This window comes from Microbacterium songi (assembly GCF_042747925.1).
In the GTDB taxonomy this organism is placed as follows: Bacteria; Actinomycetota; Actinomycetes; order Actinomycetales; family Microbacteriaceae; genus Microbacterium.
Map to the genome: position 1 here is coordinate 316,036 of NZ_JBHZIE010000011.1, position 24,771 is coordinate 340,806.

Consider the following 24,771-nt stretch of genomic DNA (forward strand, 5'->3'; position numbering starts at 1 on the left):
GTGCACACGATCGAGGACATCGAGGTCGTGCGTCCTGGCGGGACCGATTACGAACGGGTCAGGCACGTGTACTCGGCGAAGGGGTCGCCCGCGACAGTGCTGCTCCCGCGCACGCCGGGCGAGACCGCGCGCTCCCTCGCGTTCGCTCGCAACCAGGGCGGGCCCCTCGCGGTGCGCAGCGGTGGCCACGGCATCAGCAGCATCGCCACGAACAACGGTGGCGTCGTCATCGACCTGCGCCGCCTGAACGGGGTGGATCATCTCGGCGGGGCGACAGTGCTCGTCGGGCCCGGTGCGCGCTGGTCTCAGGTCGCACACGGTCTCGGTGACTGGGGCCTGGCTCTCACCTCGGGCGACTCCGGCGATGTCGGAGTCGGCGGCCTGGCGACCACCGGCGGTATCGGGCTGCTGGGGCGCTTGCAGGGCTTGACGGTCGATCGGATGCGGGCGGCTGACATCGTGACCGCCGACGGCCGCCTGGTGCGCGCATCCCCCGAAGAGCACCCCGATCTGTTCTGGGCGGTGCGGGGCGCGGGCGCCAACATCGGCATCGTCACCTCGTTCGAGTTCGAGGCGGGAATGACACCGGTCGTCGCGCAGGCCACGTTCGCCTACGAGATGACGGATGCTGCGGCATTCCTCCGCTCGTGGGGCGACGTGGTCGAAGCCGCACCGCGTGAGGTCTCGGCGTTCCTCTACGTCGGGGCCGGCGCCCGGCCGTTCGCGCAGGCGACGGTCGTGTTCGCGAGTGACGATGCGAACGCGGCAAGCGCTGCGCTCGAGCCGTTCACGCGGCTGCGTCGTCTCGCCGGACAGCGAGCGGGTATGACCGCCTATGCGAACGTGCCGCTCACTTCGGGAGCCCCGCACAGCGGGCAGCAGGGCGCCGCCATGCACTCCGGTCTGGCCGACCACCTCGACGAGGCCGTGTCGGGTGGTCTCGCGGAGCTTCTCGCATCAGGTCGCGCGGAGATGGTGCAGATCAGGTCGGCAGGCGGCGCGATCAACGACGTCGCCGCCGACGCGACGGCCTACGCCCACCGACACCAGAATTTCTCGGTGACGGCCGTCTCCACCCGGCCGGGGCCGGCCTTCGACGACGCGTGGGCTCCGGTGCGCGCGACGCTGGACGGCCTCTACCTCAGCTTCGAGTCCACCCACCGCGCCGCCGACGTCGAGGCGGCGTTCCCGCCCGCCACCCTCGCCCGCCTCCAGAGGATCAAGAAGCGCTGGGACCCGGATGACGTGTTCTCGCAGAACTTCGACGTCTCGCCGGCGGGCGCATCACCGCGATAGTCGAGGCGCTTTTACGGCAGTCCGCCACCGTGCGCAAGCCCCTGATCCGCGGCATCGTTTCCTTCCTACAGTGCCGCGATACCCCGCCACCCGGTTCCGACGCGCACAGAGGGAACGACGATGACAGACACCACGGAGCAGGCTCCTGCGGCGCAGGGTCGTCCGACCACGCTGCCGGCGCGGCAGGCGGCTCTTCTGAGTTCGACGCGTGTCGAGCAGAAGGGCAACATCGTCGTCAAGTGGATCACGTCCACCGACCACAAGACGATCGGATACATGTACCTGATCTCGTCGGTGGTGTTCTTCATGTTCGCGGGTGTGATGGCGCTTCTCATCCGGGCGGAACTGTACGAGCCGGGAATCCAGATCGTCCCGACCAAGGAGCAGTACAACCAGCTGTTCACGATGCACGGCACGATCATGCTGCTGATGTTCGCGACGCCGTTGTTCGCGGGTTTCGCGAACGTGATCATGCCTTTGCAGATCGGTGCGCCCGATGTCGCGTTCCCGCGGCTGAACGCGTTCGCGTTCTGGCTGTTCCTGTTCGGCTCCACCATCGCGGTCTCGGGCTTCCTCACGCCGCAGGGGTCGGCGTCGTTCGGCTGGACGGCGTATCAGCCGCTCGCCAGCGCCACATTCACCCCCGGCGCGGGCGGAAACCTGTGGATGCTGGGATTGGGGATGAGCGGGTTCGGAACGATCCTCGGTGCGGTGAACTTCATCACGACGATCATCACGATGCGCGCGCCCGGAATGACCATGTGGCGCATGCCGATCTTCACGTGGAACACGCTCATCACCAGCATCCTGGTCCTCGTGGCTTTTCCGGTGTTCGCGGCGGCGATCCTCGCTGCCGCCGCCGATCGTGTGCTGGGATCGCACATCTACGATCCGGCCAATGGCGGGGTGCTGTTGTGGCAGCACTTGTTCTGGTTCTTCGGGCATCCGGAGGTGTACATCATCGCCTTGCCGTTCTTCGGGATCGTGTCGGAGATCTTCCCGGTGTTCAGCCGGAAGCCGATCTTCGGGTACAAGACCCTGGTGTACGCGACGATCGCGATCGCGGCCCTGTCGGTGGCGGTGTGGGCGCACCACATGTATGTGACGGGCTCGGTGCTGCTGCCGTTCTTCGCCCTCATGACGATGCTGATCGCCGTGCCCACCGGGGTGAAGATCTTCAACTGGATCGGCACCATGTGGGGCGGCTCGCTGACCTTCGAGACGCCCATCGTCTTCGCCCTCGGCTTCCTCGTGACCTTCGTTTTCGGAGGACTCACCGGAGTGATCCTCGCGTCGCCGCCGCTGGATTTCCACGTCTCCGACACGTATTTCGTCGTCGCGCACTTCCACTACGTGGTGTTCGGGACGGTCGTGTTCGCGATGTTCGCGGGCTTCTACTTCTGGTGGCCGAAGTTCACCGGCCGCATGCTGAACGAGCGCCTGGGGTACATCCACTTCTGGATGCTGTTCGTCGGCTTCCACATGACCTTCCTCATCCAGCACTGGCTGGGAGCGGACGGGATGAACCGGCGTTATGCGGACTACTCCGACGCCGACGGCTTCACGTGGGGCAATCAGGTCTCGACCGTCGGATCGCTTCTCCTCGGCGCATCCATGATCCCGTTCCTCTACAACGTGTGGGTCACCGCGCGGAAGGCGCCGAAGATCACGGTGAACGACCCGTGGGGATATGGCGCGTCATTGGAATGGGCGACGTCGTGCCCGCCGCCGCGGCACAACTTCACGTCGATCCCGCGCATCCGCAGCGAGCGCCCCGCCTTCGATCTCAACCACCCCGAGGCCGGACTGCCCGTCGGAGTGGGACCCAAGGACGCGCCGCAGGCCCCCGTACGGGACGCGGACGGCGGAGGCATGAAGTAGGGCGCTGCGTGTCGTTCTCCGACGGAGCACCCGAGGTGCTCAGGGCTGCAGCCGCTCCACCGTCCAGCGACCCGCATCGCCGGGATCGCGTGCGAAGACGAGGCGATCGTGCAGGCGCGAGGTGCGGCCCTGCCAGAACTCCACGCGCGACGCGCGGACGCGATAACCGCCCCACCGGTCCGGCCTCGGCACGTCGACGTCCTCGGGGTACTGCGCTTCCAGGTCGCGCACCCGCTGCTCGAGATCGGACCGCGCGGCGAGGGGCCGCGATTGCGCGCTGGCCGTCCCTGCGATGCGCGAGCCGTGGGGCCTGCTCGTCCAGTACGCATCGGACTCCGCGTCCGTCACCGTGGTCACGTCGCCGGTGACGATCACCTGGCGGTGCATCACGTACCAGGGGAAGAGCAGCGTCACCGTGGGATGCGCGTCGATGGCGAGACCCTTGCGGGACGACCGGTCGGTGTAGAACACGAATCCCGCCTCGTCGACCCCGCGCAGCAGCACGGTCCGGCTCGACGGGGTGCCGTCGGCGCCGACGGTCCCGAGCACCATGGCGTTGGGCTCGTAGACATCGCGGTCCGCAGCATCGGTCAACCAGCGCCGGAACTGCGTGACGGGGTCTGCCGCGAGATCGGCCTCTTCGAGACGCTCGACGCCGTAGTCGGTGTGGCGCGTGAGGGCGTCGTCCGGGCCGGGTTCCTGGTCAGTCACACCTCGACCCTAAGCCCGCGCGCGAGGGGCGCGGCCGGGCCGTTACGCTGACCTCGGGCGGCACTGCGACCGTCATCTCGACGCGAAGGAGTGCTCGATGAGCGAGGTCGACACGATCATCGTCGGCGCGGGTGTCGCGGGCTTGACCGCCGCCCGCCTGCTTGCGGGTGAGGGGCGATCGGTCATCGTGCTCGAGGCGCGGGATCGCATCGGCGGACGGGTCTGGACCGACCGCACCGACGGACTGGTCACCGATCTGGGTGCGTCGTGGATCCATGGGATCGACGACAGCCCGGTGGCGGATGCTGCCCGCGCGTTCGGTCTTCCGACGATGGAGTTCACCGTCGGCGGGTATCAGCCCGATAGTCGTCCGATCGCCTACTACGATCCGGCCGGGCAGCGTCTGGACGCCGCAGCGACGGCGCGCTACGTCGCCGACATCCACGCCGTGGACGCCGCGCTCGTCGGGGCGATCGCCGCGTCGGCTCCCGGAAGCTCGTATCTCGATGTCACCGAAGAGGCCCTCGCGGCCCAGGGGTGGGATGACGCGCGCACCGAGCGGGCCCGGGAGTATTTCCGGCACCGGTCCGAGGAGCAGTACGGCGTGTGGATCGCCGATCTCGATGCGCATGGACTCGACGACGATTCCATCGACGGTGACGAAGTGGTCTTCCCGGAGGGGTACGACCAGCTCCCGGCGCGACTCGCCGACGGCGTAGACGTCCGGCTCGAACATGCCGTCACGCGCGTGCAGTGGTCGCCCGACGGCGTGTCGGTCACGACCGACCGTGGCGAGTTCATCGCCCGACACGGGGTGGTGACGGTGCCGATCGGGGTGCTGAAGTCCGCGGACTTCGTGATCGACCCCCCTCTGCCCGACCCCGTGGCGGGCGCCGCAGCCCGACTCGAGATGAATGCCTTCGAAAAGGTGTTCCTGCGATTTCCGAAGAAGTTCTGGGATGACGACGTCTACGCGATCCGTCAGCAGGGGCCGACCGCCGCATGGTGGCACTCCTGGTACGACCTGACCGCGCTGGACGGGGTGCCGACCCTGCTGACCTTCGCGGCGGGGCCGGCCGCCCACGAGACCCGGGAATGGAGAGCGGAGCAGGTCGTGCACTCGGTCCTCGGCGAGTTGCGCCGTCTGTACGGCGGGAGGGTGCAGACGCCGACTCACGCCCACATCACGTCCTGGCAGGACGACCCGTACGCACGCGGGTCCTACGCCTACATGGTGGTCGGGGCGACGCCCGACGACCACGACATCCTCGCCACCCCGATCGGCGACGTGCTGCACATCGCGGGTGAGGCGACCTGGACCGACGACCCGGCGACGGTCACCGCCGCCCTGTGCTCGGGCCATCGCGCGGCCTCTCGCATCCTCGGCCGCGACATCGCCGTTGACCAGCTCTGGGCCCCTCGCTGACAGCCGACCACAGCCGGAGGGGATCGGCGAGATGGCCCACCGCGCCCCGCTGAGATGCGGATGAACGCGTCGCAACGCCCGGGTGGCGCGCCGGCGGACTGATCACGAAATCAAATCGTCGATCCGGCCCCTGCCGTTTCTTCCGCGCCTACAATGTCGGGCTTCGTCCGTGATCTGTGCGAGACTTCAGCGTCGAGATTGCCGTGGGGGAGGTCTGATGCCGCGGACGAGCGTGCGCGCACCGAAGCGCCGAAGGCCCTACCGGGCGATCCTGCTGATCGCGGGCCTGGTCGTGGTCCTCGCGGGAGCGGGTACGGCCACGGTGGCGCTTCTGGGCACGTCCGCGACCGGCGCCTCCTCCGACGGGTCGCCGAGCCCGAGCGCCAGCACGATCTCTCATCCGGACGTGACCCAGGTGCCCACACCACCGCCTCCGCCGCCTCCGCCGCCCCCACCTCCGCCACCCCCGCCGCCTCCGCCCGCTCCGGTGTCGCCGGCAGACACCATCTGCGCGACGCCGGTGACCATGTCGGTGTGGGCGCACTACGACGACGACCTGCTGTTCATGAACCCCGCGCTCGATGAAGCCTTCGACGCGGGCAACTGCGTGCGCACCGTCTTCCTGACCGGGGCCGATGCCGGCAAGGGCGACGCGTACGCGAAGGGCCGCGAGCTCGGCATCCTCCGGGCGTACAACACCATGCGGGGCCAGCAGGGGTTCTGGGCCGAGAAGCGCGTCACCCTTCTGACCGGCGTGGTCGCCAGCCAGTGGTCGCCCGAGAACGACCCCGATGTGACGATCACCTTCCTGCGTCTCCCCGACGGCAACCTGACGGGTCGCGGATTTCCCGCGACCGGCGGCGTGAGCCTGCCGGAGCTGCTCTCGGGCGAGATCGCGGCACTCACGCCGGTGGGCGGGGGAGCGCCCATCACGCTGCCCGCCCTGATCGCCAGCGTGGGGGAGCTGATCACCGCGTACCACGCCAACGCGCTCTACACGAGTATTCCCGTGGAGGCGACGGAATGGTCCACGGGCGACCACCCCGACCACTCGGCGACCGGCACCATCACCCGCGCGGCCTGGCATCAGATCTCCTACCCCGCGGACGCCGTCCACTACGTCATCGGCTACCCGACGGCGAACCTCGCCCCCAACGTCGACGGCGGCGCTCTCACCCGGAAGATCGAGGCGTTCCGCGTGTACTCGTCGCAGGACTCGGTCGTGAAATGCGAAACCGATACCGTGTGCCTGACCAAGAGCAGATTCGGCCCGATGCTCCAACGGCACTACGCGAAGACCGAGGTCGAGCTCTTCCCCACCGGCTGAGCGCGCCCGGCCTCTCCGAGCACCGCGCGCGCAGCATCCGCACGTCTCTGCAGATCAGCCCCCGCCGGTCAAGTCCCTGCCCGCCGGCGAGCTCAGGGGCGACACTGCTGACACAGGAGTTCGGCGAGAGGATCTTTCGATGGCACGGTTCGGGTACACGTTGATGACGGAGCAGAGCGGTCCGCGGGAGCTCGTGCGGTACGCCGTGGCCGCGGAGGAGCTCGGGTACGATTTCGAGGTCTCGAGCGATCACTTCTCACCGTGGCTGACCAGCCAGGGACACGCGCCGAACGCGTGGGTGACTCTCGGCGCCGTGGCGCAGGCCACCTCGAAGGTCGAGCTCATGACGTACGTCACGTGCCCCACGATGCGGTACCACCCTGCGCTCGTGGCCCAGCAGTCCGCGACGCTCCAGATCCTGTCGGAGGGCCGTTTCATCCTCGGACTGGGGTCGGGCGAGAACCTGAACGAGCACGTCATCGGCGAGGGGTGGCCCTCGGTGGCGGTGCGTCAGGACATGCTGCAGGAGGCGATCGAGATCATCCGAGAGCTGCACACGGGCGAGTTGACGACCTGGGAGGGCGAGTACTTCCGCGTCGATTCCGCGCGCATCTGGGACGTCCCCGAGACCCCCGTGCCGATCGGGGTGGCCGTTTCCGGCGACCGGTCGATCGAGAGGTTCGCCCCGCTCGCCGACCACCTCGTCGCCGTCGAACCCGACGCGGACCTCATCACGGGGTGGAACGAGACGCACGGCCCGGGTTCGCGCAAGATCGGCCAGATCCCGATCAGCTGGGACCCCGACGAGAAGACCGCCATCGCTCGCGCGCACGATCAGTTCCGCTGGTTCGCCGGCGGCTGGTCGGTCAACGCCGATCTGCCGACTCCTGCGGGATTCGCCGGCGCGAGCGCGTTCGTGCGCCCGGAGGACGTGGCCGAGTCGATGCCCTGCGGCCCCGATCTCGACAAGATCGCCGAGGCTGTGCAGGAGTACGTCGAGGCCGGCTTCACCGACGTCGCGATCGTGCAGGTCGGCGATGAGGCGCAGGCGCGCTTCCTGGCCGAAGCCGCCGGTCCGCTCCTCGAGCGACTGCGCGCCCTGTAGGCCGGGTGAGGCGCGAGGATGGACGCATGACGTCGATCCTGCGCCTCAGCTCCGACGGTGAGCAGTTCGTCCGCGACCGCCACCTCGCCACCCTGTCGACGATCGGCCCGTCCGGTCTGATCCACGTGGTCGCGGTGGGGTTCACGGTTGACGACGGCATCCTGCGGGTCATCACGAGCGACGCGACGCAGAAAGTGCGGAACATCGAGCGCGACCCGCGCGCGACGATCAGCCAGGTCGCAGGACCGCAGTGGCTCACGGTCGCCGGCCACGCCACGATCGAACGCGAGCCCGCCGCCGTCGCTCGCGCCGTGGAGCTGTACGCGGCGCGCTATCGGCAGCCGAGCGTGAACCCGCGGAGGGTCGTCATCCGCCTCGAGCCGGCGCAGGTGCTCGGATCGTCCGGGCTGCTCGAGCGGTCCTGAACCGGATCCCGCGGCGCGCGTCGAGCGGATGCCGCGTCCCGGAGCGTGTCGGCGCGGTACGGTCGTTTCGTGGCCTCCGCGTATCCCGATGACGAAGTCGACCTTCTGATCGACGCCTGGTCGCGCCGGCTGCCCGAGGTGGACCTGACGCCGCTGGACGTGATGTCGCGGCTGCGTCGTGCATCACTGCGTCTCGCGCGACTGCGGGCGGAGGCGTTCCGCACCGCGGGGCTCTCCTCGTGGGAGTTCGATGTGCTGGCCGCCCTCGGCAGGGCGGAGCCGCCCCACGAGCTCACCGCGACCCAGCTGGTCGACCTCACGATGATCGGCAGCGCGGCGATGACCAATCGGCTGACCAACCTCTCCGAGCGCCGGTTCATCACCCGCATGCCCAATCCGAACGACGGCCGGAGCGTGCTGGTCCGGCTGACGTCGGAGGGCGCTGCCCACGTCGATGCCGCCATGACCGAGCTCGTCCGCCGTGAGGCCGCCGAGCTGAGCGGTCTGACGCCCGCCGACCGCGCCGCACTGGTCCGTCTGCTCCGAGCTCTCGCCACCGACTGAGCTTTCTGCGTTCCCGGGCGGCGATTGTCAACCCCGGATCGCACTCCCGCCCCGACGGTTAACGTCGCGGTAGGAGGTCGCCGTTCATGACTCGGAGTCACAGGACTCACTCGCTCGGTCCCACGACCCCGTTCGTGCGGGCCGCCATCGATGCGGCACGTGCGGTCCCCGGATTCGGTGTGGATGTCGAGGCGACCCTGCGCTGGTGCGTCGAGGTGGCCCAGGACACGCCTCCGATCGCGACGGGCCGCACCACGGAGTTGTGGGACCTGCTGGCCGCGACCGCCGCCCTCGACGTCGCGGCCGGACGCATGCTGGAACCTCATCTGGATGCGCTGTCGATCCTGCAGCAGGCGGGCGCCGCACATCGTGCCGACCGCGATCCGCGGGGCGTGGCGGCCATCCGGGCCGACGCCTCATCATCGTGGGGCGTCTTCGCCGCCGAGGCGCCCGGCGCGCGACTGACGGTGAGGCCCGACGGAGACGCCTGGCGGCTCGAAGGTCGCAAGGCCTGGTGCTCGCTCGCGGGGTTCCTCTCCCACGCGCTCGTGACCGCCACGCTCGAGGACGGCCGTCGAGGGCTGTTCGCCGTCGCCCTGAGCGATCCCACGGTGACGACGCACGCGGGTCCGTGGCATCCGCGCGGGTTGACGCAGGTGGTCAGCGCCCCCGTCGATTTCGCGGGCACGCCGGCCGTGGCCGTGGGAGACCCGGAGTGGTACCTGCAGCGGCCCGGCTTCGCGTGGGGCGGGATCTCGGTCGCCGCCGTCTGGTGGGGCGCGGCTCTCCCGTTCATCGACCTGCTCGCGTCGGCGGCCGCATCGGAGCGCGCCGACCAGCTCGCGTTCGCGCATCTGGGTCGTGCGGATGCGGCACTGTGGGCGGCCCGCGCCGCGCTGCGCGAGGCATCCGCTCTCGTCGACCGCGCTGCCGACCCTGCCGACGCGCCCGACCCGAGGATGCTGGCCGCGCGCGTGCGCAACATCGTGGCGGCGGCGGTGACCGCAGTGTTGACAGAAGCGGATGCTGCGCTCGGTCCGGCGCCGCTGGTCGAAGCCGACGCGTACCCGCGGCGGGTCGCCGACCTGCATCTCTACCTGCGCCAGCATCACGGTGAGCGTGACGCGGCCCGTCTGGGTCGTCTCTTGGCCCCGACCGGGGAGAACTCATGATCCCGGCCTTCAGTCACCTCGACCCCGGCACGGACGAGACGGTGTGGGCGGAGCACCTCGGCGGTGTCGCGTTGCGGCCCTTTCCCGAGAGCGTGCAGAGCCTCGTCGTGGTCGCAGCGCACCCCGACGACGAGACCCTCGGCGCCGCAGGCGTGATGCAGAGGGTCCGGGCGGCAGGCGGAACCGTCACCGTGGTGGTCGCGACAGACGGCGCGGCGTCGCACCCCGACTCGCCGACGCATACGCCGGGCGCGCTCGCGCGCGACCGGCGCGGCGAGGTCGTCCGCGCCGTCGACCTGGTGGCGCCCGGCGCCCGCCTGCACTTCCTGGGGCTGCCCGACGGCGGGCTGCGCGAGCACGCCGGCGTTCTGCGTACCGCGATCGACGGGATCCTCGACGGGCTCGCGGCCTCATTCGACGACGCGGACCGAGGTGAGGGCGGTCGACACGGGGTCGCGTCCGACATCGTCGTGGTCGCGCCCTGGACGGGCGACGGGCATCGCGACCACCGCATCGCCGGCGAGATCGTGGTCGCCGCGTGCGCGGCGCGCGGGCTCGCGTCCTTCGGCTACCCGATCTGGCTGTGGCATTGGGGCGCGCCGTCGGACCTCCCGTCGCTCGCGGCCCGCGCGGTCGAGCTATCGCCCGAGGAACGTCGCGTCAAAGCGGCGGCCATCCAGCTGCACACGAGCCAGGTCCAGGCTCTCTCCGCTGCGAAGGGCGACGAGGCGGTCGTCCACGACCGCATGCGGGCGCACTTCGAGCGCGCGACCGAGGTCTTCATCGCGGAGACCGACGTCGACGCGCTCGCGTCGCTCGACGCCACGTGGTTCGACGAGTTCTACGCGCGCAACGGGGACGACCCCTGGGGGTTCGAGACCCGATGGTACGAGGAGCGCAAGCGCAGCATCCTGCTCGCTGCCCTCCCCACTCGCGAGTTGGGTGCGACGCTGGAGATCGGCTGCTCGACGGGAATGGTCACGGAGCAGCTCGCCGCGCGCGCGACGAGCGTCATCGCCCTGGATGCGGCGGAGGCCGCGGTGCGCCGCTGCCGCGAGCGTGTCGCGTCGCTCGCGCACGTCAGCGTCGAGCTCGCGACCGTCCCGCGCGATTGGCCGGAGGGCTCCTTCGACACGATCGTGCTGTCGGAGGTCGGGTACTACCTCTCGCCGGACCGTCTGGCCGAACTCATCGATCGGATGCACGCGTCCTTGAGCGCGAACGGCCGTGTCGTGGCGGTGCACTGGCGGCATCCGGTGGCGGCGTACCCGCAGAACGGCGATGACGTCCACCGGGCGCTGCGGGCACGGCCCGAGTGGGAGGCGAGCGTGCGCCATCTCGAGAGCGACTTCGTGCTCGACGTGTTCGAGTTCCGCCCGGCGGTCTCGGTCGCACGACGGGAGCGGCTGATATGAGCACCGATGTCATCCGGGCTGTCGCCGTCGTGATCCCGGTGCACGATGAGGCGGCGCTTCTGCACCGGTGCCTGCTGGCCGTCCGCGCCGCGGTCCGCGAGGTCGATCCGTCGGTGCAGGTCATCGTGCGCGTCGTGCTCGACGACTGCACCGACCAGTCGCCGGCCCTCGTACGTGCGCACCGGCTCGTCGGTCTGCCCATCACCGCGAACGCCGTCGGGCGGGCGCGGGCGGTGGGCACGGCCTCGGCGCTGCAGGCGCTCCGCGGCATCCCGCGGGAGAGCATCTGGACGGCGCACACGGACGGTGACTCCGAGGTGCCGGCCGGGTGGCTGACGACCCAGCTGGCCGCCGCGCACCGGGGCGCCGACGTCTTCCTCGGAACCGTGCGTCCCGATTTCGCCGACCTCACCGCGGCCCATCGGGAGCACTGGATCGAAACGCACGCGGGAGGGCGCGGGGTCGGCAACGTGCACGGCGCGAACCTCGGCATCCGCGCGTCCACATATCTCGCCGCGGGGGGCTTCGCTTCGGTGACCGAACACGAGGACGCCCAGCTCGTCGCGAGCTGCCGGCGCCGCGGCGCCCGCATCGCCGCGTCAGGACGAGCGGAGGTCCTCACCTCGGGGCGGCTCTTCGGACGCACGCCCGGTGGCTACGCGGCGTTCGTGCGCGAACAGGCCGCCCACTTCGGAGGGGCGGGTTCCGCGGAGACGAGCCCGTCCCCGCGGGCCGAGGAGCTCCTCGACGCCGAGGAGCGCGCGGGCTGACCACGAGACGGCTGAGCCGCCCGGACGCGGAAATGCCCGGCACGGATGACTCCGCACCGGGCATTCCAGAGGCTCAGTGCTTGAACGCGTCCTTCACGTTCTCGCCGGCCTTCTTCGCGTCGGCCGCGACCTGATCGGTCTGGCCTTCCGCTTCGAGCTTCTCGTTGCCGGTGACCTTGCCGGCACCCTCTTTGACCTTGCCGCCGAGGTCTTCAGCGGCGTTCTTGATCTTGTCGTCCAAGCCCATAGTGAGCTCCTTCCGTTGGCTCGGCGATGATGTTCTCATCGCCTTCCGATGCCCGGAGAAGCTCGTGCAACCCCGCGCGTTCCTCATTATCGGCACCGACCCTGTCAATCGGATGGGATTGACAGCCGCGGACCTCTGTGACAAGAAGATGCGCGGATGCTGCGCACGGTGCACATCCATCGGACTGCGCATTTCGCGGCGTAGGCTCGCCTCGACACCGAACGTAGGGAGTGGCGATGCAGCTGGGAATGGTCGGCCTCGGCCGGATGGGCGCGAACATCGTGCGCCGACTGATGCGCGACGGACACGAGTGCGTCGTGTACGACGTCAACCCCGCCTCGGTGGCCTCACTGGTCGACGAGGGAGCGGTCGGCGGTGACAGCATCGCGGACTTCGTCTCGAAGCTGCAGACGCCCCGGGTGGTCTGGCTCATGATCCCCGCCGGACTCACCGGCATGGTCGTTGACCAGGTCGCCGAGGTGCTCGAGCCGGGCGACATCATCATCGACGGCGGCAACTCGAACTATCGCGACGACGTGCGCCGGGCGGCGAAGCTCAAGAGCACCGGCATCCACTACGTCGACGTGGGCACCAGCGGCGGTGTCTTCGGACTCGACCGCGGGTACTGCCTGATGGTGGGCGGCCCCGACGAGGCGTTCGAGATCATCGAGCCGGTGCTCAAGACGATCGCGCCCGGACCGGGCGAGATCGACCGCACGCCCGGTCGTTCGGGTTCCTACGCCCCCGAGGAGCAGGGCTATCTGCACTGCGGGCCCTCGGGCGCGGGTCACTTCGTGAAGATGGTGCACAACGGCATCGAATACGGCATCATGGCGGCGCTCGCCGAGGGACTCAACCTGCTCGACAACGCCGACGCCGGAGTGCGCGAGGCCGACCACTCCGCGGAGGTCGCCCCGCTGGAGGATCCGGAGTTCTATCAGTTCACGATCGACACCCCGAAAGTCACCGAACTCTGGCGCCGGGGATCGGTCATCTCGTCCTGGCTGCTGGATCTGGCTGCGGCCGCGCTCGAGGAGAACCCCACACTCGACGGCCTCGCCGGACGGGTGTCGGACTCGGGTGAAGGGCGCTGGACGGTCAAGGCCGCGGTCGACGTGGGGGTTCCGGTGCCGGTGCTGGCTGCCTCCCTGTTCGAGCGTTTCGCCTCGCGCGGCGAGGACCACTTCGCCAACCAGGTGCTGTCGGCGATGCGGCTGCAGTTCGGCGGCCACCAGGAGCTGCCCGCGGGCGATGTGCTCGAGGCGGGCGGTCGCAAGGCCGAGTCCGAGTGACCCCGCCCCGACGGTGACGTCGCGCGGCTCCCGGCGTACCGACGTCGCACAGCCGAGGCGACTAACGTTGCCGTCATGGCCTCTTCACATGATTCCGACACCCTCGAGGCGCAGGATGCTCCGCCCACGCTCACCTTCTCAGACCTGGGCCTCGACGACGGAGTGCTCAAAGCGCTGAAGGACGTCGGGTACGAGACGCCGTCGGCGATCCAGGCCGCGACGATCCCGCTGCTCCTCCAGGGGCGCGACGTCGTCGGACTCGCCCAGACGGGCACCGGCAAGACCGCGGCGTTCGCGCTGCCCATCCTGTCGCGTCTCGATCTCGCCCAGAAGACCCCGCAGGCGCTGGTGCTGGCACCGACGCGTGAACTCGCGCTGCAGGTGTGCGAGGCGTTCGAGAGCTACTCGGCGCACCTCCGTGGGGTGCATGTGCTGCCGGTCTACGGCGGGCAGGGCTACGGCCAGCAGCTGTCGGCGCTCCGTCGCGGCGTCCACATCGTCGTCGGCACCCCGGGCCGGATCATGGATCACCTCGACAAGGGGACGCTCGACCTCTCCGAGCTCAAATACCTCGTGCTCGACGAGGCCGACGAGATGCTCAAGATGGGCTTCGCCGAAGACGTCGAGACGATCCTCGCGGACACGCCCGACGACAAGCAGGTCGCCCTGTTCTCAGCGACGATGCCCGCGCAGATCCGGCGCATCTCGGCGCAGTACCTCCACGACCCCGAAGAGATCACGGTCAAGAACAAGACCACGACCTCGGCGAACACGACGCAGCGCTACCTGATGGTGTCGTACCCGCAGAAGGTCGATGCCCTCACGCGCATCCTCGAGGTCGAGAACTTCGAGGGCATGATCGTCTTCACGCGTACGAAGAACGAGACCGAGACGCTGGCCGAGAAGCTGCGCGCCCGCGGCTACACGGCAGCCGCGATCAACGGCGACGTGCCGCAGGTGCAGCGCGAGCGCACGGTCAACCAGCTCAAATCGGGCAAACTCGACATCCTCGTGGCAACCGACGTCGCGGCGCGTGGTCTCGATGTCGAGCGGATCAGCCACGTCATCAACTACGACCTGCCGATCGACACCGAGTCCTACGTCCACCGCATCGGCCGCACCGGCCGTGCCGGCCGGTCGGGTGCCGCCATCAGCTTCGTCACGCCGCGCGAGCGCCGCATGCTCACCTCCATCGAGAAGGCCACCCGCCAGCCGCTCACCGAGATGAAGCTGCCGAGCGTCGACGACGTCACCGCGACGCGCTTGACCCGCTTCGACGACGCGATCACCGCGGCGCTCGCCGACCCCGCTCAGATCAGCCAGTTCCGCGATGTCGTCGCGCACTACGTGGCGCACCACGACGTCCCCGATGTGGATGTCGCCGCCGCGCTCGCCGTCGTCGCGCAGGGCGACCAGAAGCTGTTCGAAGAGGTCGAGGAGATCTCGCTCCCGCGCGCTGATCGCGGTGACCGCGACGGCGGGCGCTCGGGCGGCGAGCGGGCTGAGCGTCGTCCCCGCGCCGGCGGCGGGTCGATGACGACGTACAAGATCGCGGTGGGCCGTCGGCACAAGGTCGAGCCGCGCCAGATCGTCGGTGCGCTCGCCAACGAGGGAGGTCTGCGCCGGGAGGACTTCGGCGCGATCCAGATCCGCCCCGACTTCTCGCTCGTCGAGCTGCCGGCAGACCTCCCGGCGGCCACTCTCAAGCGGCTGGAGAACACCCGCATCAGCGGCAAGCTGATCGAGATGCAGCTCGACCGGGGCGCCCGCTCCGCGAAGCGCGAGGATCGTCCGCGCTACTGAACGGGGGAGCCCTTCGTCAGCAGCGCGGAGGCTCCAGCATCCGTGACAGCATGGCCAGCGCTTCGTCCTGCGGGGCGTCGGCGTCCAGCAGCCATTGGATCTGCAGGCCGTCGGAGGCCGCGATGACGAGCGCGGCGATGGCGTGCGGATCGACGTCGCGGCGCATGAGACCGCGCTCCTGACGGTCGGCGATCTGTGTCGCGAGTGTGTCGCGGAGATCGGCGAAGCGCTCGCGGGCGAACTCGGTCGCCGCCGGATGCCCTTCCTCGATGGCCGACGCGACGAGGGTCGAGTAGAGCTGCACCAGGCCCGGCACCTCACGGTTGCGTTCGGCCGAGACGGCCATCATCTCCACGGGGGAGAGGTCGCGAAGGGTGGCCTCGTGGTCATCCTCACGTTTCGCGGCTTCGCGGTAGACCTCTACGAGCAGCTGCTCGCGCGATGAGAAGTAGTGCGTCAGGGCGGCGTGCGAGACGCCGATGCGTTCGGCGATGGCCCGCAGGGACGTCTTCTCGGCGCCGCGGGCCGCGAAGACTTCGATCGCGCGGTCGAGGATCTCCTGCCGGCGGGCGATGCCCTTGGCGTACGTGCCGCGCGCGCGTTCGCGGTCGGTGTCGTTCGCGTCTCTGGGCATGGGACCACTGTACTCAGCAAAAGCTCCGCGTGGAGGTTTCTTCTGGTAGCGTCGGACCGTCACGGCATCACCCGTCAACGGAGACCAGGAAGAAGAACATCATGCAGCCCACCACATCGGTCCAGCTGTTCACCGTCAACGCCGCCCTCGAGGCCGACATGGACGGCACGCTCGCCAAGATCGCCGACGCCGGATTCACCTCGGTCGAACCGTACGACTTCGTCCGCCGTGCCGACGCCCTCGCCGCGGTGTTCTCGAAGTACGGGTTCGCGGCGCCCACCGGCCACGCCTTCCTCGCGTCGGAATCGTTCGTGAACCCGGACGGTTCGGGCTCGACCGTGCCGGTCCCCAGCCACGACGAGGTGTTCACGGCAGCCGAGACGCTGGGCATGAACCTTGTCATCGACCCCTACACGGCGCCCGCCCGATGGGAGACGCGCGAGCAGATCGAACAGACCGCGCGGCTCCTCAACGCCGCGGCGGCCTCCGCCCGCGCCCGTGGCCTGCGCGTCGGGTACCACAACCACGCCCACGAGCTCGAGGCGACGATCGACGGCCGCACGGGTCTCGAAGTGCTCGCAGAGCTGCTCGACGCCGACGTCGCTCTGGAGGTCGACCTGTACTGGGCCGCCCGCGCCGGAGTCGACGTGCCCGCGCTCCTCGGCCGCCTCGGCGACCGGGTGAAGGCCGTCCACGTCAAGGACGGCACCCTCGCCCCCGAGCTCCTGGCCGCCTACCCGCCGGCCGATCAGGTGCCGGCCGGACAGGGGAGCGTCCCCCTCGCGGACGCGCTGGCCGCAGCATCCGCCGTCGAATACGCCGTCGTCGAGTTCGACGCGTACGACGGTGACATCTATGACGCGATCGGTCAGAGCCGCGCGTTCCTCGAAGCTCAGGCGACCCGCTGATGGCCACGACATCGGATGCCGTCGGCGTCGGCTTCATCGGAGCCGGGAACATCAGCGACACCTATCTCGAGAACCTCTCGTCCTTCCCCGACATCAGGGTGCTCGCCGTCGGCGACCTCGACGAGGATCGTGCACGCGCGCAGGCCGCGAAGCACGGTGTTCCGGCCGGGGGGAGCGTGCAATCGGTGCTCGATGATCCCGACGTCGAGATCGTCGTCAACCTCACGATCCCGGCGGCCCACGTCGAGGTCTCTTCGGCGGCGATCGCGGCGGGAAAGCACGTCTGGAGCGAGAAGCCGATCGGCGTCGACCGCGACAGCTCGCGCGCGCTCCTCGCGCAGGCAGCGGCCGCGGGCCTTCGGGTGGGCATCGCGCCCGACACTGTGCTCGGTCCCGGCGTGCAGTCGGCCAAGCGCGCGATCGCGCGCGGCGACATCGGTCGCCCGCTGTTCGCGCAGACCTCGTTCCAGTGGCAGGGCCCGGAGCTCTTCCACCCGAACCCCGCGTTCCTCTACGCCCGCGGTGCCGGTCCGCTGCTCGACATGGGGCCGTACTACGTCTCGGCGCTGGTGCACATCTTCGGACCCGTCGGCGCGGTCGCCGCTCTCGGGCTGTCGGCGACGCCGACCCGGCGCGTGCAGGTCGGCGAGCTCGCGGGTCAGGAGTTCCCCGTCGAGATCCCCTCCACCGTGTCGGTGCTCACCCGGTTCGAGCAGGGGGGCCAGGCGCAGAGCCTGTACAGCACCGACTCGGCGCTCCGGCGCCACGGCGTGTTCGAGATCAACGGCACCGAGGGGACGCTCGTCATCCCCGACCCGAACACGTTCGGTGGACGCATCGCGTTCGTCCGTCCGCTCGAGAAGATCGAGGTCCCGCCGGCGACCAACGTGCAGGAGTGGATCGAGGTCGAGCAGGACGGCGTCACGGTCGGCCGTGGTCTCGGGCTGCTCGACATGGCGCGCGCGATCCGTGAGGGTCGGCCCCACGTGGCGAGCGGCGAGCTGGGGTACCACGTGCTCGACACGCTCCTGTCGATCGAGGAGTCGGTGGTCTCGGGCGCGTTCGTGGAGGTCGGGAGCACGGTCGCGGCCGTCGGTTCGGTCTCGGCGGACTTCGACCCGTTCGCGCGCACGATCTGAGGCTGGTGCCGCGGTGCCGCGTGCCGCGTGGCGGTGCGCGTGGCGGTGTGGCGTTCCGACGCTCGAACGCCGCGCGAGCGGTCGCGACACGCCGTTCGGCGCGTGCTCGGGTCGGTGAGCCGCGGCGTGTCGTGACCGTTCGCGGTGGCGCGGGGAACCGTCGCGCGCGGTCGTGCGAGGCATCCGCAGCGCCTCGTGGCGTTCCGACGTGGCGCGAGCGGTCGCGACATGCCGTTCGGCGCGTGCCCGGTCGGTGAGCCGCGGCGCGTCGTGACCGTTCGCGGTCGCGCGAGGAACGGAACACGTCGCGCGCGGTGCGCCAGCAACGGAACACGCCGCGCGCGGTCGCGCGAGGAACACCCGCGGCACGGCGGGCGTCGCGTACCGCCGGGGCGGGAGCCCGGCTTCCGTCGTCGGGCCGCGTGTCGGTGCATCCTGAGAGACTCGAGGGGTGAACCCCGACGCCGCCCCGCCCGTACCCGCGACGTCCGATCCGGCCGAGACCGGCACCCGCGGTGCCGCACTGGCGACGCTCCGCACGCTCGTCGGCCGCGACGACGTGGACTTCCACGAGGGCCAGTTCGAGGCCATCGCGACCCTGGTCGACGGGTGTCGCCGCGCGCTGGTGGTGCAGCGGACGGGATGGGGCAAGTCTGCGGTCTACTTCGTGGCCACCCTGCTGCTGCGCCGTCGCGGGGCAGGCCCGACGGTGCTCGTCTCGCCGCTGCTCGCCCTCATGCGTGACCAGATCTCGGCCGCCCAGCGGGCGGGCGTGCGCGCCGTCGCGATCAACTCCACGAACGCCCACGAGTGGGAAGACGTGCGCGCGGCGCTCGAGCGCGACGACGTCGACGTGCTCCTGCTCTCTCCGGAGCGTCTGAACAACCCCGCGTTCCGCGATCAGCAGCTTCCCGACCTGGTGGACCGCATGGGGATGCTGGTGGTCGACGAGGCCCACTGCATCAGCGACTGGGGGCACGACTTCCGCCCCGACTACCGACGCCTCGGCGACCTCATCGCCCAGATGCCGACCGGCGTGCCGATCCTCGCGACCACTGCGACGGCCAACAGCCGCGTGGTCACCGACATCGCCGAGCAGCTCGGCCGGGGGAGTGGGACGACGGATGCCGCGACGCGTGGAGGTGATCCCGACCTCGACGCGGAGGTGGTCACGATCCGGGGCCCGCTGGCCCGGGCATCCCTCCGACTGGGCGTGCTGCGCCTCTCCGATGCCCGCGCCCGCCTCGCCTGGCTGCTGACACACCTCGGCGACCTGCCCGGATCGGGGATCATCTACAGCCTCACCGTGTCGGGTGCCGAAGACACGGCCCGCCTCCTGCGTGAGGCGGGCCACGAGGTGCGCGCCTACACGGGCAGGACCGACCCGGCGGAGCGGGAGGAATCGGAGGCGATGCTCAAGGCCAACGAGGTGAAGGCGCTGGTGGCCACCAGCGCGCTCGGCATGGGGTTCGACAAACCCGACCTCGGGTTCGTCGTGCACCTCGGCGCACCGTCCTCGCCCGTCGCCTACTACCAGCAGGTCGGCCGTGCGGGTCGTGCCACCGCGAACGCGGACGTGCTGCTGTTGCCCGGTCCGGAGGACCCCGACATCTGGCAGTACTTCGCGACTGCATCGATGCCGACGCAGGAGCGCGCCGAGCGCGTCATCGCCGAACTGGGCGATCTTCCGATCTCGACGCCGGCGCTCGAGGCCCTCGTAGACATCCGACGCACACCCCTCGAGCTGCTGCTCAAGGTGCTCGACGTCGACGGCGCGGTGCGCAAAGTGCAGGGCGGGTGGGTGTCCACCGGCGTCGCGTGGACCTACGACGCCGAGCGGTACGAGCGCATCGCCGAGGCTCGACGGGCCGAGCAGCAGCACATGCTCGACTACGAGCGCACGGACGACTGCCGCATGGAGTTCCTCCAGCGCACGCTGGACGATCCGACCGCGGCGCGGTGCGGCCGCTGCGACAACTGCGCCGGCGCGTGGTTCGACTCCGGCGTCGCGTCCGAGGCGACGGATGCTGCGGCCGGCGCTCTTGCGCGGGTCGGCGTGCCCATCGAGCCGCGGGCGCAGTGGCCCGTCGGAGCCGACCGGCAGGGCGTGCCCGCCAAGGGTCGCATCGCCGCCGACGAGCGGTACGAGGAGGGACGTGCGTTGTCCCGGCTGAGCGATCTCGGCTGGGGAGGGGCTCTGCGCACGCTCTTCGCGCAGCCCGTCACAGACGCGCCGATCAGCCCCGCACTCTTGGACGCCGCGGTGCGGGTGCTCGCCGACTGGTCGTGGGAGCACCGACCCGTGGCCGTCGTGGCGATGCCGTCGCGCGGGCGCCCGCAGCTGATCGAGTCGGTCGCCCGAGGCCTTGCGAGTGCGGGCAGACTGCCCTACCTCGGTACGCTCGGTACGCGCAACGGCGGCCCGAGCGGCGGACCAGGCGGCAACAGCGTCTACCGACTCGCCGGGCTCTGGGACCGCTTCGACGCGTCGGGCCTCGACGTCCCGGACGGACCCGTTCTGCTGATCGACGACCTCGCCGACAGCCGCTGGACGTTCACGGTCGCTGCCCGCCAGCTCCGGCGGGCGGGCGCTTCCGCCGTGCTTCCCTTCGCCCTCGCGCTGAACGGCTGATCGAGGACGCCCGTTCGCGCGAGCCGCGGGGGTTGACCCGCGTCGATCCGCCGCCTAGCGTTCACCGCGACGTGAGGAGTCGCAGATGATCGACACGACGAAGGGGTTCACGCTGACGCGTGTGCTCGACACCACCCCCGAAGAGGTCTGGAAAGCGTGGACCGATGCCGACGAGGCCGCCCAGTGGTGGCATCCGCGTGATCTGGTCACGCCGCGGGAATCCGTCCGCATCGACGCGCGGGTCGGAGGAGAGTACGCGTACACGATGGTGAACGAGACCGACGGCGAGGAGTACCCCACGGGCGGCGTCTATCGGGAGGTGGAGCCGCTGCGACGCCTGGTGTTCACGTGGGGCGACCCGTCGGCCGACCCGGACGACACCCCCATCGTCACGGTGACCATCGATGACCTCGGCGAGCTGACCCGCCTGACGTTCGATCTGCGCGGCGTCGACGGGGTGAGCGGGGACGACGAGTTCTACGACGGGTGGGACAGTGCCCTCGACCAACTGGTGGAGCATCTCGGTCAGACCGCCGTCCACGGCTGACTCGATCGCCACCGGCCTCGGACGCGGTCCTGCGTCCTCCCAGGCGTGGCAGAGTTGACGATCATGAGCACACGCACGATCGTCATCACGGGAGCCAGCGACGGAATCGGGGCAGCGGCGGCGCGCGAGCTGTCGAGCAAGGGCCATGAGGTGGTCGTGGTCGGGCGCTCCGCCCCGAAGACCAAGGCCGTCGCGGATGAGATCGGCGCCGAGTCGCATCTCGCGGACTTCTCCGACCTCGACGACGTCCGACGCCTCGCCGATGAGCTGGCGTCGCGGCATCCGCAGATCGACGTGCTCGCGAACAACGCCGGCGGCATCTTCGCCAGCGAACGCGCCGAGACCGAAGACGGGCACGAGATGACGTTCCAGGTGAACTACCTGGCTCCGTTCCTGCTCACCCATCTGCTCCACGACAACCTCGTGGCCGCGGGCGGCACGGTGATCAACACCTCGAGCGCGGCCGGCCGATTGTTCTCGAAGCTCGACCTCGACGACCTCGATGCCCGGCGGAACTACGACGCCCGCCGTGCTTACGGCAATGCGAAGCTCGCGCAGGTGATGTTCGCGAAGGAGCTCGACCGCCGTTACCGCGACGAGGGCGTCACCTCGACGGCCTTCCACCCCGGAGTGATCGGATCCAACTTCTCGGGCGACCCGGGTTCGGCGATGGCTGCCGTCTACCAGTCGAAGATCGCGCAGCGCTTCCTCGCGCCGGTGGAGAAGGGGGCTGACACCCTCGTCTACCTCGCCGAGCATGCGCCCGGCGTCGACTACCCGTCGGGTGAGTACTTCGTCGACCGCAAACGCGCCCGTGCCCACCGGATGGCGTCGGATGCCGCGCTGGTCCGTCAGCTCTGGAACCGTTCCGCCGAGATGCTCGAGATCGGCTGACCCGGCCGGGATCATGCAGGAGGCTCAGGACCCGCGCGAGGCGGCGGCGCGCTACCGCCAGGGTCGTGCCGCGGCGCAGGATGCGACGGGTGCAGCGGATGCGGCGCCCGACGGCGCCGCATCCGATCCGCCTCGCCCCGCCTCCGCGGAGCGCAGCTTCTCGGCTGAGGAGCACGCGGCGTACGTCGAGACGGCGATCCAGCAGGCCGTCCGCCGGGGCGAGTTCGACAACCTGCCGGGTGCCGGCAAGCCGCTGCCCGGCCTGGGATCGTCCCATGACCCGGACTGGTGGCTGCGTCGCAAGATCGAGACGGAGGGGCTCACGGGGCTCGGTCCCCCCGCCCTCACCCTGCGCACCGAGTACGCCGGCCTGGACGCGCGGATCGATCAGTGGCGCTCGGAGGCGGAAGTGCGCGACCACCTGGAGGACTTCAACCGCCGAGTGATCGAGGCACGGCGGCAGCTGCTCGGAGGGCCGCCCGTCGTGACGCCGACGGTCGACGTGGACGAGCGGGTGCGGGAATGGAACGAGCGGCGGGATGCTGCGACTCGGGCACGATCCGATGTCGACGTCATAGCGACACCGCGTCGGCGACTGCCCAGGTGGACGCGCGCACGCCGACCTCGGTGACCGGTGACCGAGGACCCGGAGGGGTTCAGGCGGTCTGCCGACCGCACATTCCGCACTCGCCGGTCGCACTGACCTCGACCCAGCAGTCGGGGCACACGGCGCGCTCGTGGTCGGGGACGGGGGGCTTGCGCCCGGAGGGTTCGCGGCGCTCGGAGCTTCCCGGCGTGCGCGCCGGGGGACGGCTGCCGGCTGTGCGGGCCCGGGCCACCGGCGCGGCGGCGGGCGCGGGAGCGGCGACCGGTTCGGGCAGGTGGTCGGCGCAGTAGAAGCGGACGAAGCCGCCGTGCTGCTTCGGATGGCGGTGCTTGACGGCCCAGAGCTCGTCGCGCTCGCGAAGCTCGGAGTCGCTCCCGCACACGGAACAGCGGGTGGCCTCCCCGGGGGCCAGGTCAGCGACACTCACGGGTGTCTCGAACGCGATCGTGTCGCGCCAATCGGATGTGGAGACGATCTTCATGGCGTGCCCTCCTGGTGCGCTCGCCCGCGCGTACGGATCGCTCGGGCATCGCACTCTCCACGGTACTCGCCCGCAGGACCCCGTCGGACCTCCGCTCGACCCGCGGCGTCCATCGGTGGACGCGACACGCCGCGCGCCGGCCATGTCGCACGGCGTGTCCCGACCCTGGCCGGTGACAGCGCACGCGGTCGGGAGAGGGTGCGAGCGCGATCGGCGCTCGACCGATGTTCGCGCTCACATCCGTTACCGGAATGTTGCAGAGCGGCGGCTCCCACCTGCTTGTGAGCGCTAACAGTGAGCGCTAACATCCTGATCACGGCCATGGCGGCCAGGCACCAGGAGCGCAGAGAAGCGCCTACCCGGAACGAACACGGAGGTTCATGCAATGAAGAAGATCATCTCGGTCGCGGCGGTCGGCGCACTGCTGATCGGACTCGCGGGATGCGCCGGCGGCGCAGACGCCGGCGCCGGGGCGAGCTCGGGTCCGAAGGCGCTCGACGAACTCGTCGTCGGGTTCGCCCAGGTCGGCGCGGAGTCCGGGTGGCGCACCGCCAACACGAAGGACATCCAGGCCGCGTTCTCCGAGGCCGACATCGAGCTCAAGTTCTCGGACGCACAGCAGAAGCAGGAGAATCAGATCAAGGCGATCCGGTCCTACATCCAGCAGGGCGTCGACTACATCGCGTTCTCGCCCGTCGTCGAGACCGGCTGGGACGCCGTCCTGAACGAGGCCAAGGCCGCGAACATCCCGGTGATCCTCACCGACCGGGCCGTGGACTCCGCCGATGACTCGCTGTACGTCTCCTTCCTCGGCTCGGACTTCATCGAGGAGGGGAAGAAAGCCGGCGCCTGGGTGCTCGACGAGTACAAGGACGCCAGCGCGCCCGTCAACATCGTCCAGCTCGAGGGCACGACCGGCGCCGCGCCCGCGATCGACCGCGCCGAAGGCTTCGCCGAGACCATCACGGAGAACCCGAACCTGAAGGTCATCGCGAGCCAGACCGGCGACTTCACCCGCGCCGGCGGCAAGCAGGTCATGGAGGCGATGCTGAAGTCCAACCCCGACATCGACCTGGTCTACGCACACAACGACGACATGGGCCTGGGCGCGATCGAGGCGATCGAGGCCGCCGGTCTCGTGCCGGGACAGGACATCAAGATCGTCACGGTGGACGCGGTCAAGGACGGCATGCAGGCCCTGGCCGACGGCAAGATCAACTTCATCGTCGAGTGCTCGCCGCTCCTCGGTGCCCAGCTGGTCGACATCATCAAGACGCTGAACGACGGCGGCACGGTGGAGAAGCGCATCGTGACGGAGGAGACGACGTTCACTCAGGAGCAGGCCGTCGCGGCTCTGCCGGACCGCCAGTACTGACGGACGAGCGGATGCCGCGGCATCCGCCCGCCCGACGTCCGCTTGACCCTGGTGGGGTGCGCGCCGGTCGCGCACCCCACCTCTACGATTGACACACACCGCCCGACCCCGTTGAGAGGG

The 24,771-nt window shown here is 70.1% G+C and carries 23 protein-coding genes; 19 read left to right on the top strand and 4 right to left on the bottom strand.

The genetic code is table 11. The annotated features are described in order from the left end of the window. Complete coding sequence (locus ACFM35_RS15255) at window positions 1-1,296, top strand: FAD-binding oxidoreductase (protein ID WP_378843568.1); 1,296 nt, start codon at window positions 1-3, stop codon at window positions 1,294-1,296. A gap of 120 nt (window positions 1,297-1,416) precedes the next feature. Then, window positions 1,417-3,177 carry an aa3-type cytochrome oxidase subunit I gene (gene ctaD, locus ACFM35_RS15260; RefSeq protein ID WP_378843570.1) on the top strand — a complete coding sequence of 587 codons (1,761 nt, stop codon included), beginning with the start codon at window positions 1,417-1,419 and terminating at the stop codon, window positions 3,175-3,177. 39 nt (window positions 3,178-3,216) lie between these two features. Here the strand turns inward: ctaD and pdxH are convergent, their stop codons facing one another. Further along, a complete protein-coding gene (gene pdxH / locus ACFM35_RS15265) occupies window positions 3,217-3,888 on the bottom strand; it encodes a pyridoxamine 5'-phosphate oxidase (protein ID WP_378843572.1) in 672 nt (223 codons plus the stop codon). Window positions 3,889-3,985: 97 nt separating this feature from the next. Here pdxH and ACFM35_RS15270 point away from each other — a divergent pair, with 97 nt between their 5' ends. From ACFM35_RS15270 to ACFM35_RS15305, 8 genes are all read left to right on the top strand, one after another. Then, complete coding sequence (locus ACFM35_RS15270; RefSeq protein ID WP_378843574.1) at window positions 3,986-5,314, top strand: flavin monoamine oxidase family protein; 1,329 nt, start codon at window positions 3,986-3,988, stop codon at window positions 5,312-5,314. A 217-nt stretch (window positions 5,315-5,531) separates the two neighbouring features. Then, entirely contained in the window at window positions 5,532-6,641 is a 1,110-nt protein-coding gene (locus tag ACFM35_RS15275; protein ID WP_378843576.1) for a PIG-L deacetylase family protein, read from the top strand. A 139-nt stretch (window positions 6,642-6,780) separates the two neighbouring features. Next, complete coding sequence (locus ACFM35_RS15280; protein WP_378843578.1) at window positions 6,781-7,746, top strand: LLM class F420-dependent oxidoreductase; 966 nt, start codon at window positions 6,781-6,783, stop codon at window positions 7,744-7,746. Window positions 7,747-7,772: 26 nt separating this feature from the next. Continuing rightward, window positions 7,773-8,171: a PPOX class F420-dependent oxidoreductase gene (locus tag ACFM35_RS15285; protein ID WP_378843580.1), complete on the top strand. Its 399-nt coding sequence runs from the start codon at window positions 7,773-7,775 to the stop codon at window positions 8,169-8,171. A 69-nt stretch (window positions 8,172-8,240) separates the two neighbouring features. After that, a complete protein-coding gene (locus ACFM35_RS15290) occupies window positions 8,241-8,735 on the top strand; it encodes a MarR family winged helix-turn-helix transcriptional regulator (RefSeq protein ID WP_378843582.1) in 495 nt (164 codons plus the stop codon). A gap of 86 nt (window positions 8,736-8,821) precedes the next feature. After that, window positions 8,822-9,907, top strand: a complete 1,086-nt coding sequence (locus ACFM35_RS15295; protein ID WP_378843584.1) for an acyl-CoA dehydrogenase — start codon at window positions 8,822-8,824, stop codon at window positions 9,905-9,907. Beyond that, a complete protein-coding gene (locus tag ACFM35_RS15300; RefSeq protein WP_378843586.1) occupies window positions 9,904-11,322 on the top strand; it encodes a bifunctional PIG-L family deacetylase/class I SAM-dependent methyltransferase in 1,419 nt (472 codons plus the stop codon). Before ACFM35_RS15295 ends, ACFM35_RS15300 begins: the two co-directional genes overlap by 4 nt. After that, window positions 11,319-12,092, top strand: a complete 774-nt coding sequence (locus ACFM35_RS15305; protein WP_378843588.1) for a glycosyltransferase family 2 protein — start codon at window positions 11,319-11,321, stop codon at window positions 12,090-12,092. Before ACFM35_RS15300 ends, ACFM35_RS15305 begins: the two co-directional genes overlap by 4 nt. Window positions 12,093-12,165: 73 nt before the next feature. On the opposite strand, the gene ACFM35_RS15310 is transcribed toward ACFM35_RS15305, so the two are convergent. Then, a complete protein-coding gene (locus ACFM35_RS15310) occupies window positions 12,166-12,339 on the bottom strand; it encodes a CsbD family protein (RefSeq protein WP_378843590.1) in 174 nt (57 codons plus the stop codon). A gap of 236 nt (window positions 12,340-12,575) precedes the next feature. Between ACFM35_RS15310 and gnd the strand changes: the two genes are divergently transcribed. After that, window positions 12,576-13,631: a phosphogluconate dehydrogenase (NAD(+)-dependent, decarboxylating) gene (gene gnd, locus ACFM35_RS15315; RefSeq protein ID WP_378843592.1), complete on the top strand. Its 1,056-nt coding sequence runs from the start codon at window positions 12,576-12,578 to the stop codon at window positions 13,629-13,631. Between the two features lie 75 nt (window positions 13,632-13,706). Beyond that, window positions 13,707-15,434 carry a DEAD/DEAH box helicase gene (locus ACFM35_RS15320; RefSeq protein ID WP_378843594.1) on the top strand — a complete coding sequence of 576 codons (1,728 nt, stop codon included), beginning with the start codon at window positions 13,707-13,709 and terminating at the stop codon, window positions 15,432-15,434. Between the two features lie 16 nt (window positions 15,435-15,450). Here ACFM35_RS15320 and ACFM35_RS15325 read toward each other — a convergent pair whose 3' ends face one another. Next, complete coding sequence (locus ACFM35_RS15325; RefSeq protein ID WP_378843596.1) at window positions 15,451-16,068, bottom strand: TetR/AcrR family transcriptional regulator; 618 nt, start codon at window positions 16,066-16,068, stop codon at window positions 15,451-15,453. 101 nt (window positions 16,069-16,169) lie between these two features. Here ACFM35_RS15325 and ACFM35_RS15330 point away from each other — a divergent pair, with 101 nt between their 5' ends. The 6 genes from ACFM35_RS15330 to ACFM35_RS15355 all read left to right on the top strand — a co-directional run bounded on the left by ACFM35_RS15330 (window position 16,170) and on the right by ACFM35_RS15355 (window position 22,819). Beyond that, entirely contained in the window at window positions 16,170-16,976 is an 807-nt protein-coding gene (locus ACFM35_RS15330; RefSeq protein ID WP_378843598.1) for a sugar phosphate isomerase/epimerase family protein, read from the top strand. Further along, on the top strand, window positions 16,976-18,115 hold the full coding sequence (locus ACFM35_RS15335; RefSeq protein ID WP_378843600.1) for a Gfo/Idh/MocA family protein: 1,140 nt from the start codon (window positions 16,976-16,978) through the stop codon (window positions 18,113-18,115). The genes ACFM35_RS15330 and ACFM35_RS15335 overlap by 1 nt, the downstream gene beginning before the upstream one ends. Window positions 18,116-18,566: 451 nt before the next feature. Next, window positions 18,567-20,747 carry a RecQ family ATP-dependent DNA helicase gene (locus ACFM35_RS15340; protein WP_378843602.1) on the top strand — a complete coding sequence of 727 codons (2,181 nt, stop codon included), beginning with the start codon at window positions 18,567-18,569 and terminating at the stop codon, window positions 20,745-20,747. A gap of 85 nt (window positions 20,748-20,832) precedes the next feature. Then, on the top strand, window positions 20,833-21,294 hold the full coding sequence (locus ACFM35_RS15345; protein WP_378843604.1) for an SRPBCC family protein: 462 nt from the start codon (window positions 20,833-20,835) through the stop codon (window positions 21,292-21,294). Between the two features lie 63 nt (window positions 21,295-21,357). Then, complete coding sequence (locus tag ACFM35_RS15350) at window positions 21,358-22,188, top strand: SDR family NAD(P)-dependent oxidoreductase (protein WP_378843606.1); 831 nt, start codon at window positions 21,358-21,360, stop codon at window positions 22,186-22,188. A gap of 13 nt (window positions 22,189-22,201) precedes the next feature. Beyond that, the gene (locus ACFM35_RS15355) at window positions 22,202-22,819 is read left to right on the top strand and encodes a DnaJ family domain-containing protein (protein ID WP_378843608.1); all 618 of its coding nucleotides are present in this window, start codon (window positions 22,202-22,204) and stop codon (window positions 22,817-22,819) included. Window positions 22,820-22,844: 25 nt separating this feature from the next. Here the strand turns inward: ACFM35_RS15355 and ACFM35_RS15360 are convergent, their stop codons facing one another. Next, entirely contained in the window at window positions 22,845-23,276 is a 432-nt protein-coding gene (locus ACFM35_RS15360) for a glucose-6-phosphate dehydrogenase (RefSeq protein ID WP_378843610.1), read from the bottom strand. Between the two features lie 385 nt (window positions 23,277-23,661). On the opposite strand from ACFM35_RS15360, the gene ACFM35_RS15365 reads away from it, so the two are divergent. Further along, on the top strand, window positions 23,662-24,651 hold the full coding sequence (locus ACFM35_RS15365) for an ABC transporter substrate-binding protein (protein WP_378843612.1): 990 nt from the start codon (window positions 23,662-23,664) through the stop codon (window positions 24,649-24,651). The last annotated feature ends 120 nt before the right edge of the window (window positions 24,652-24,771 follow it).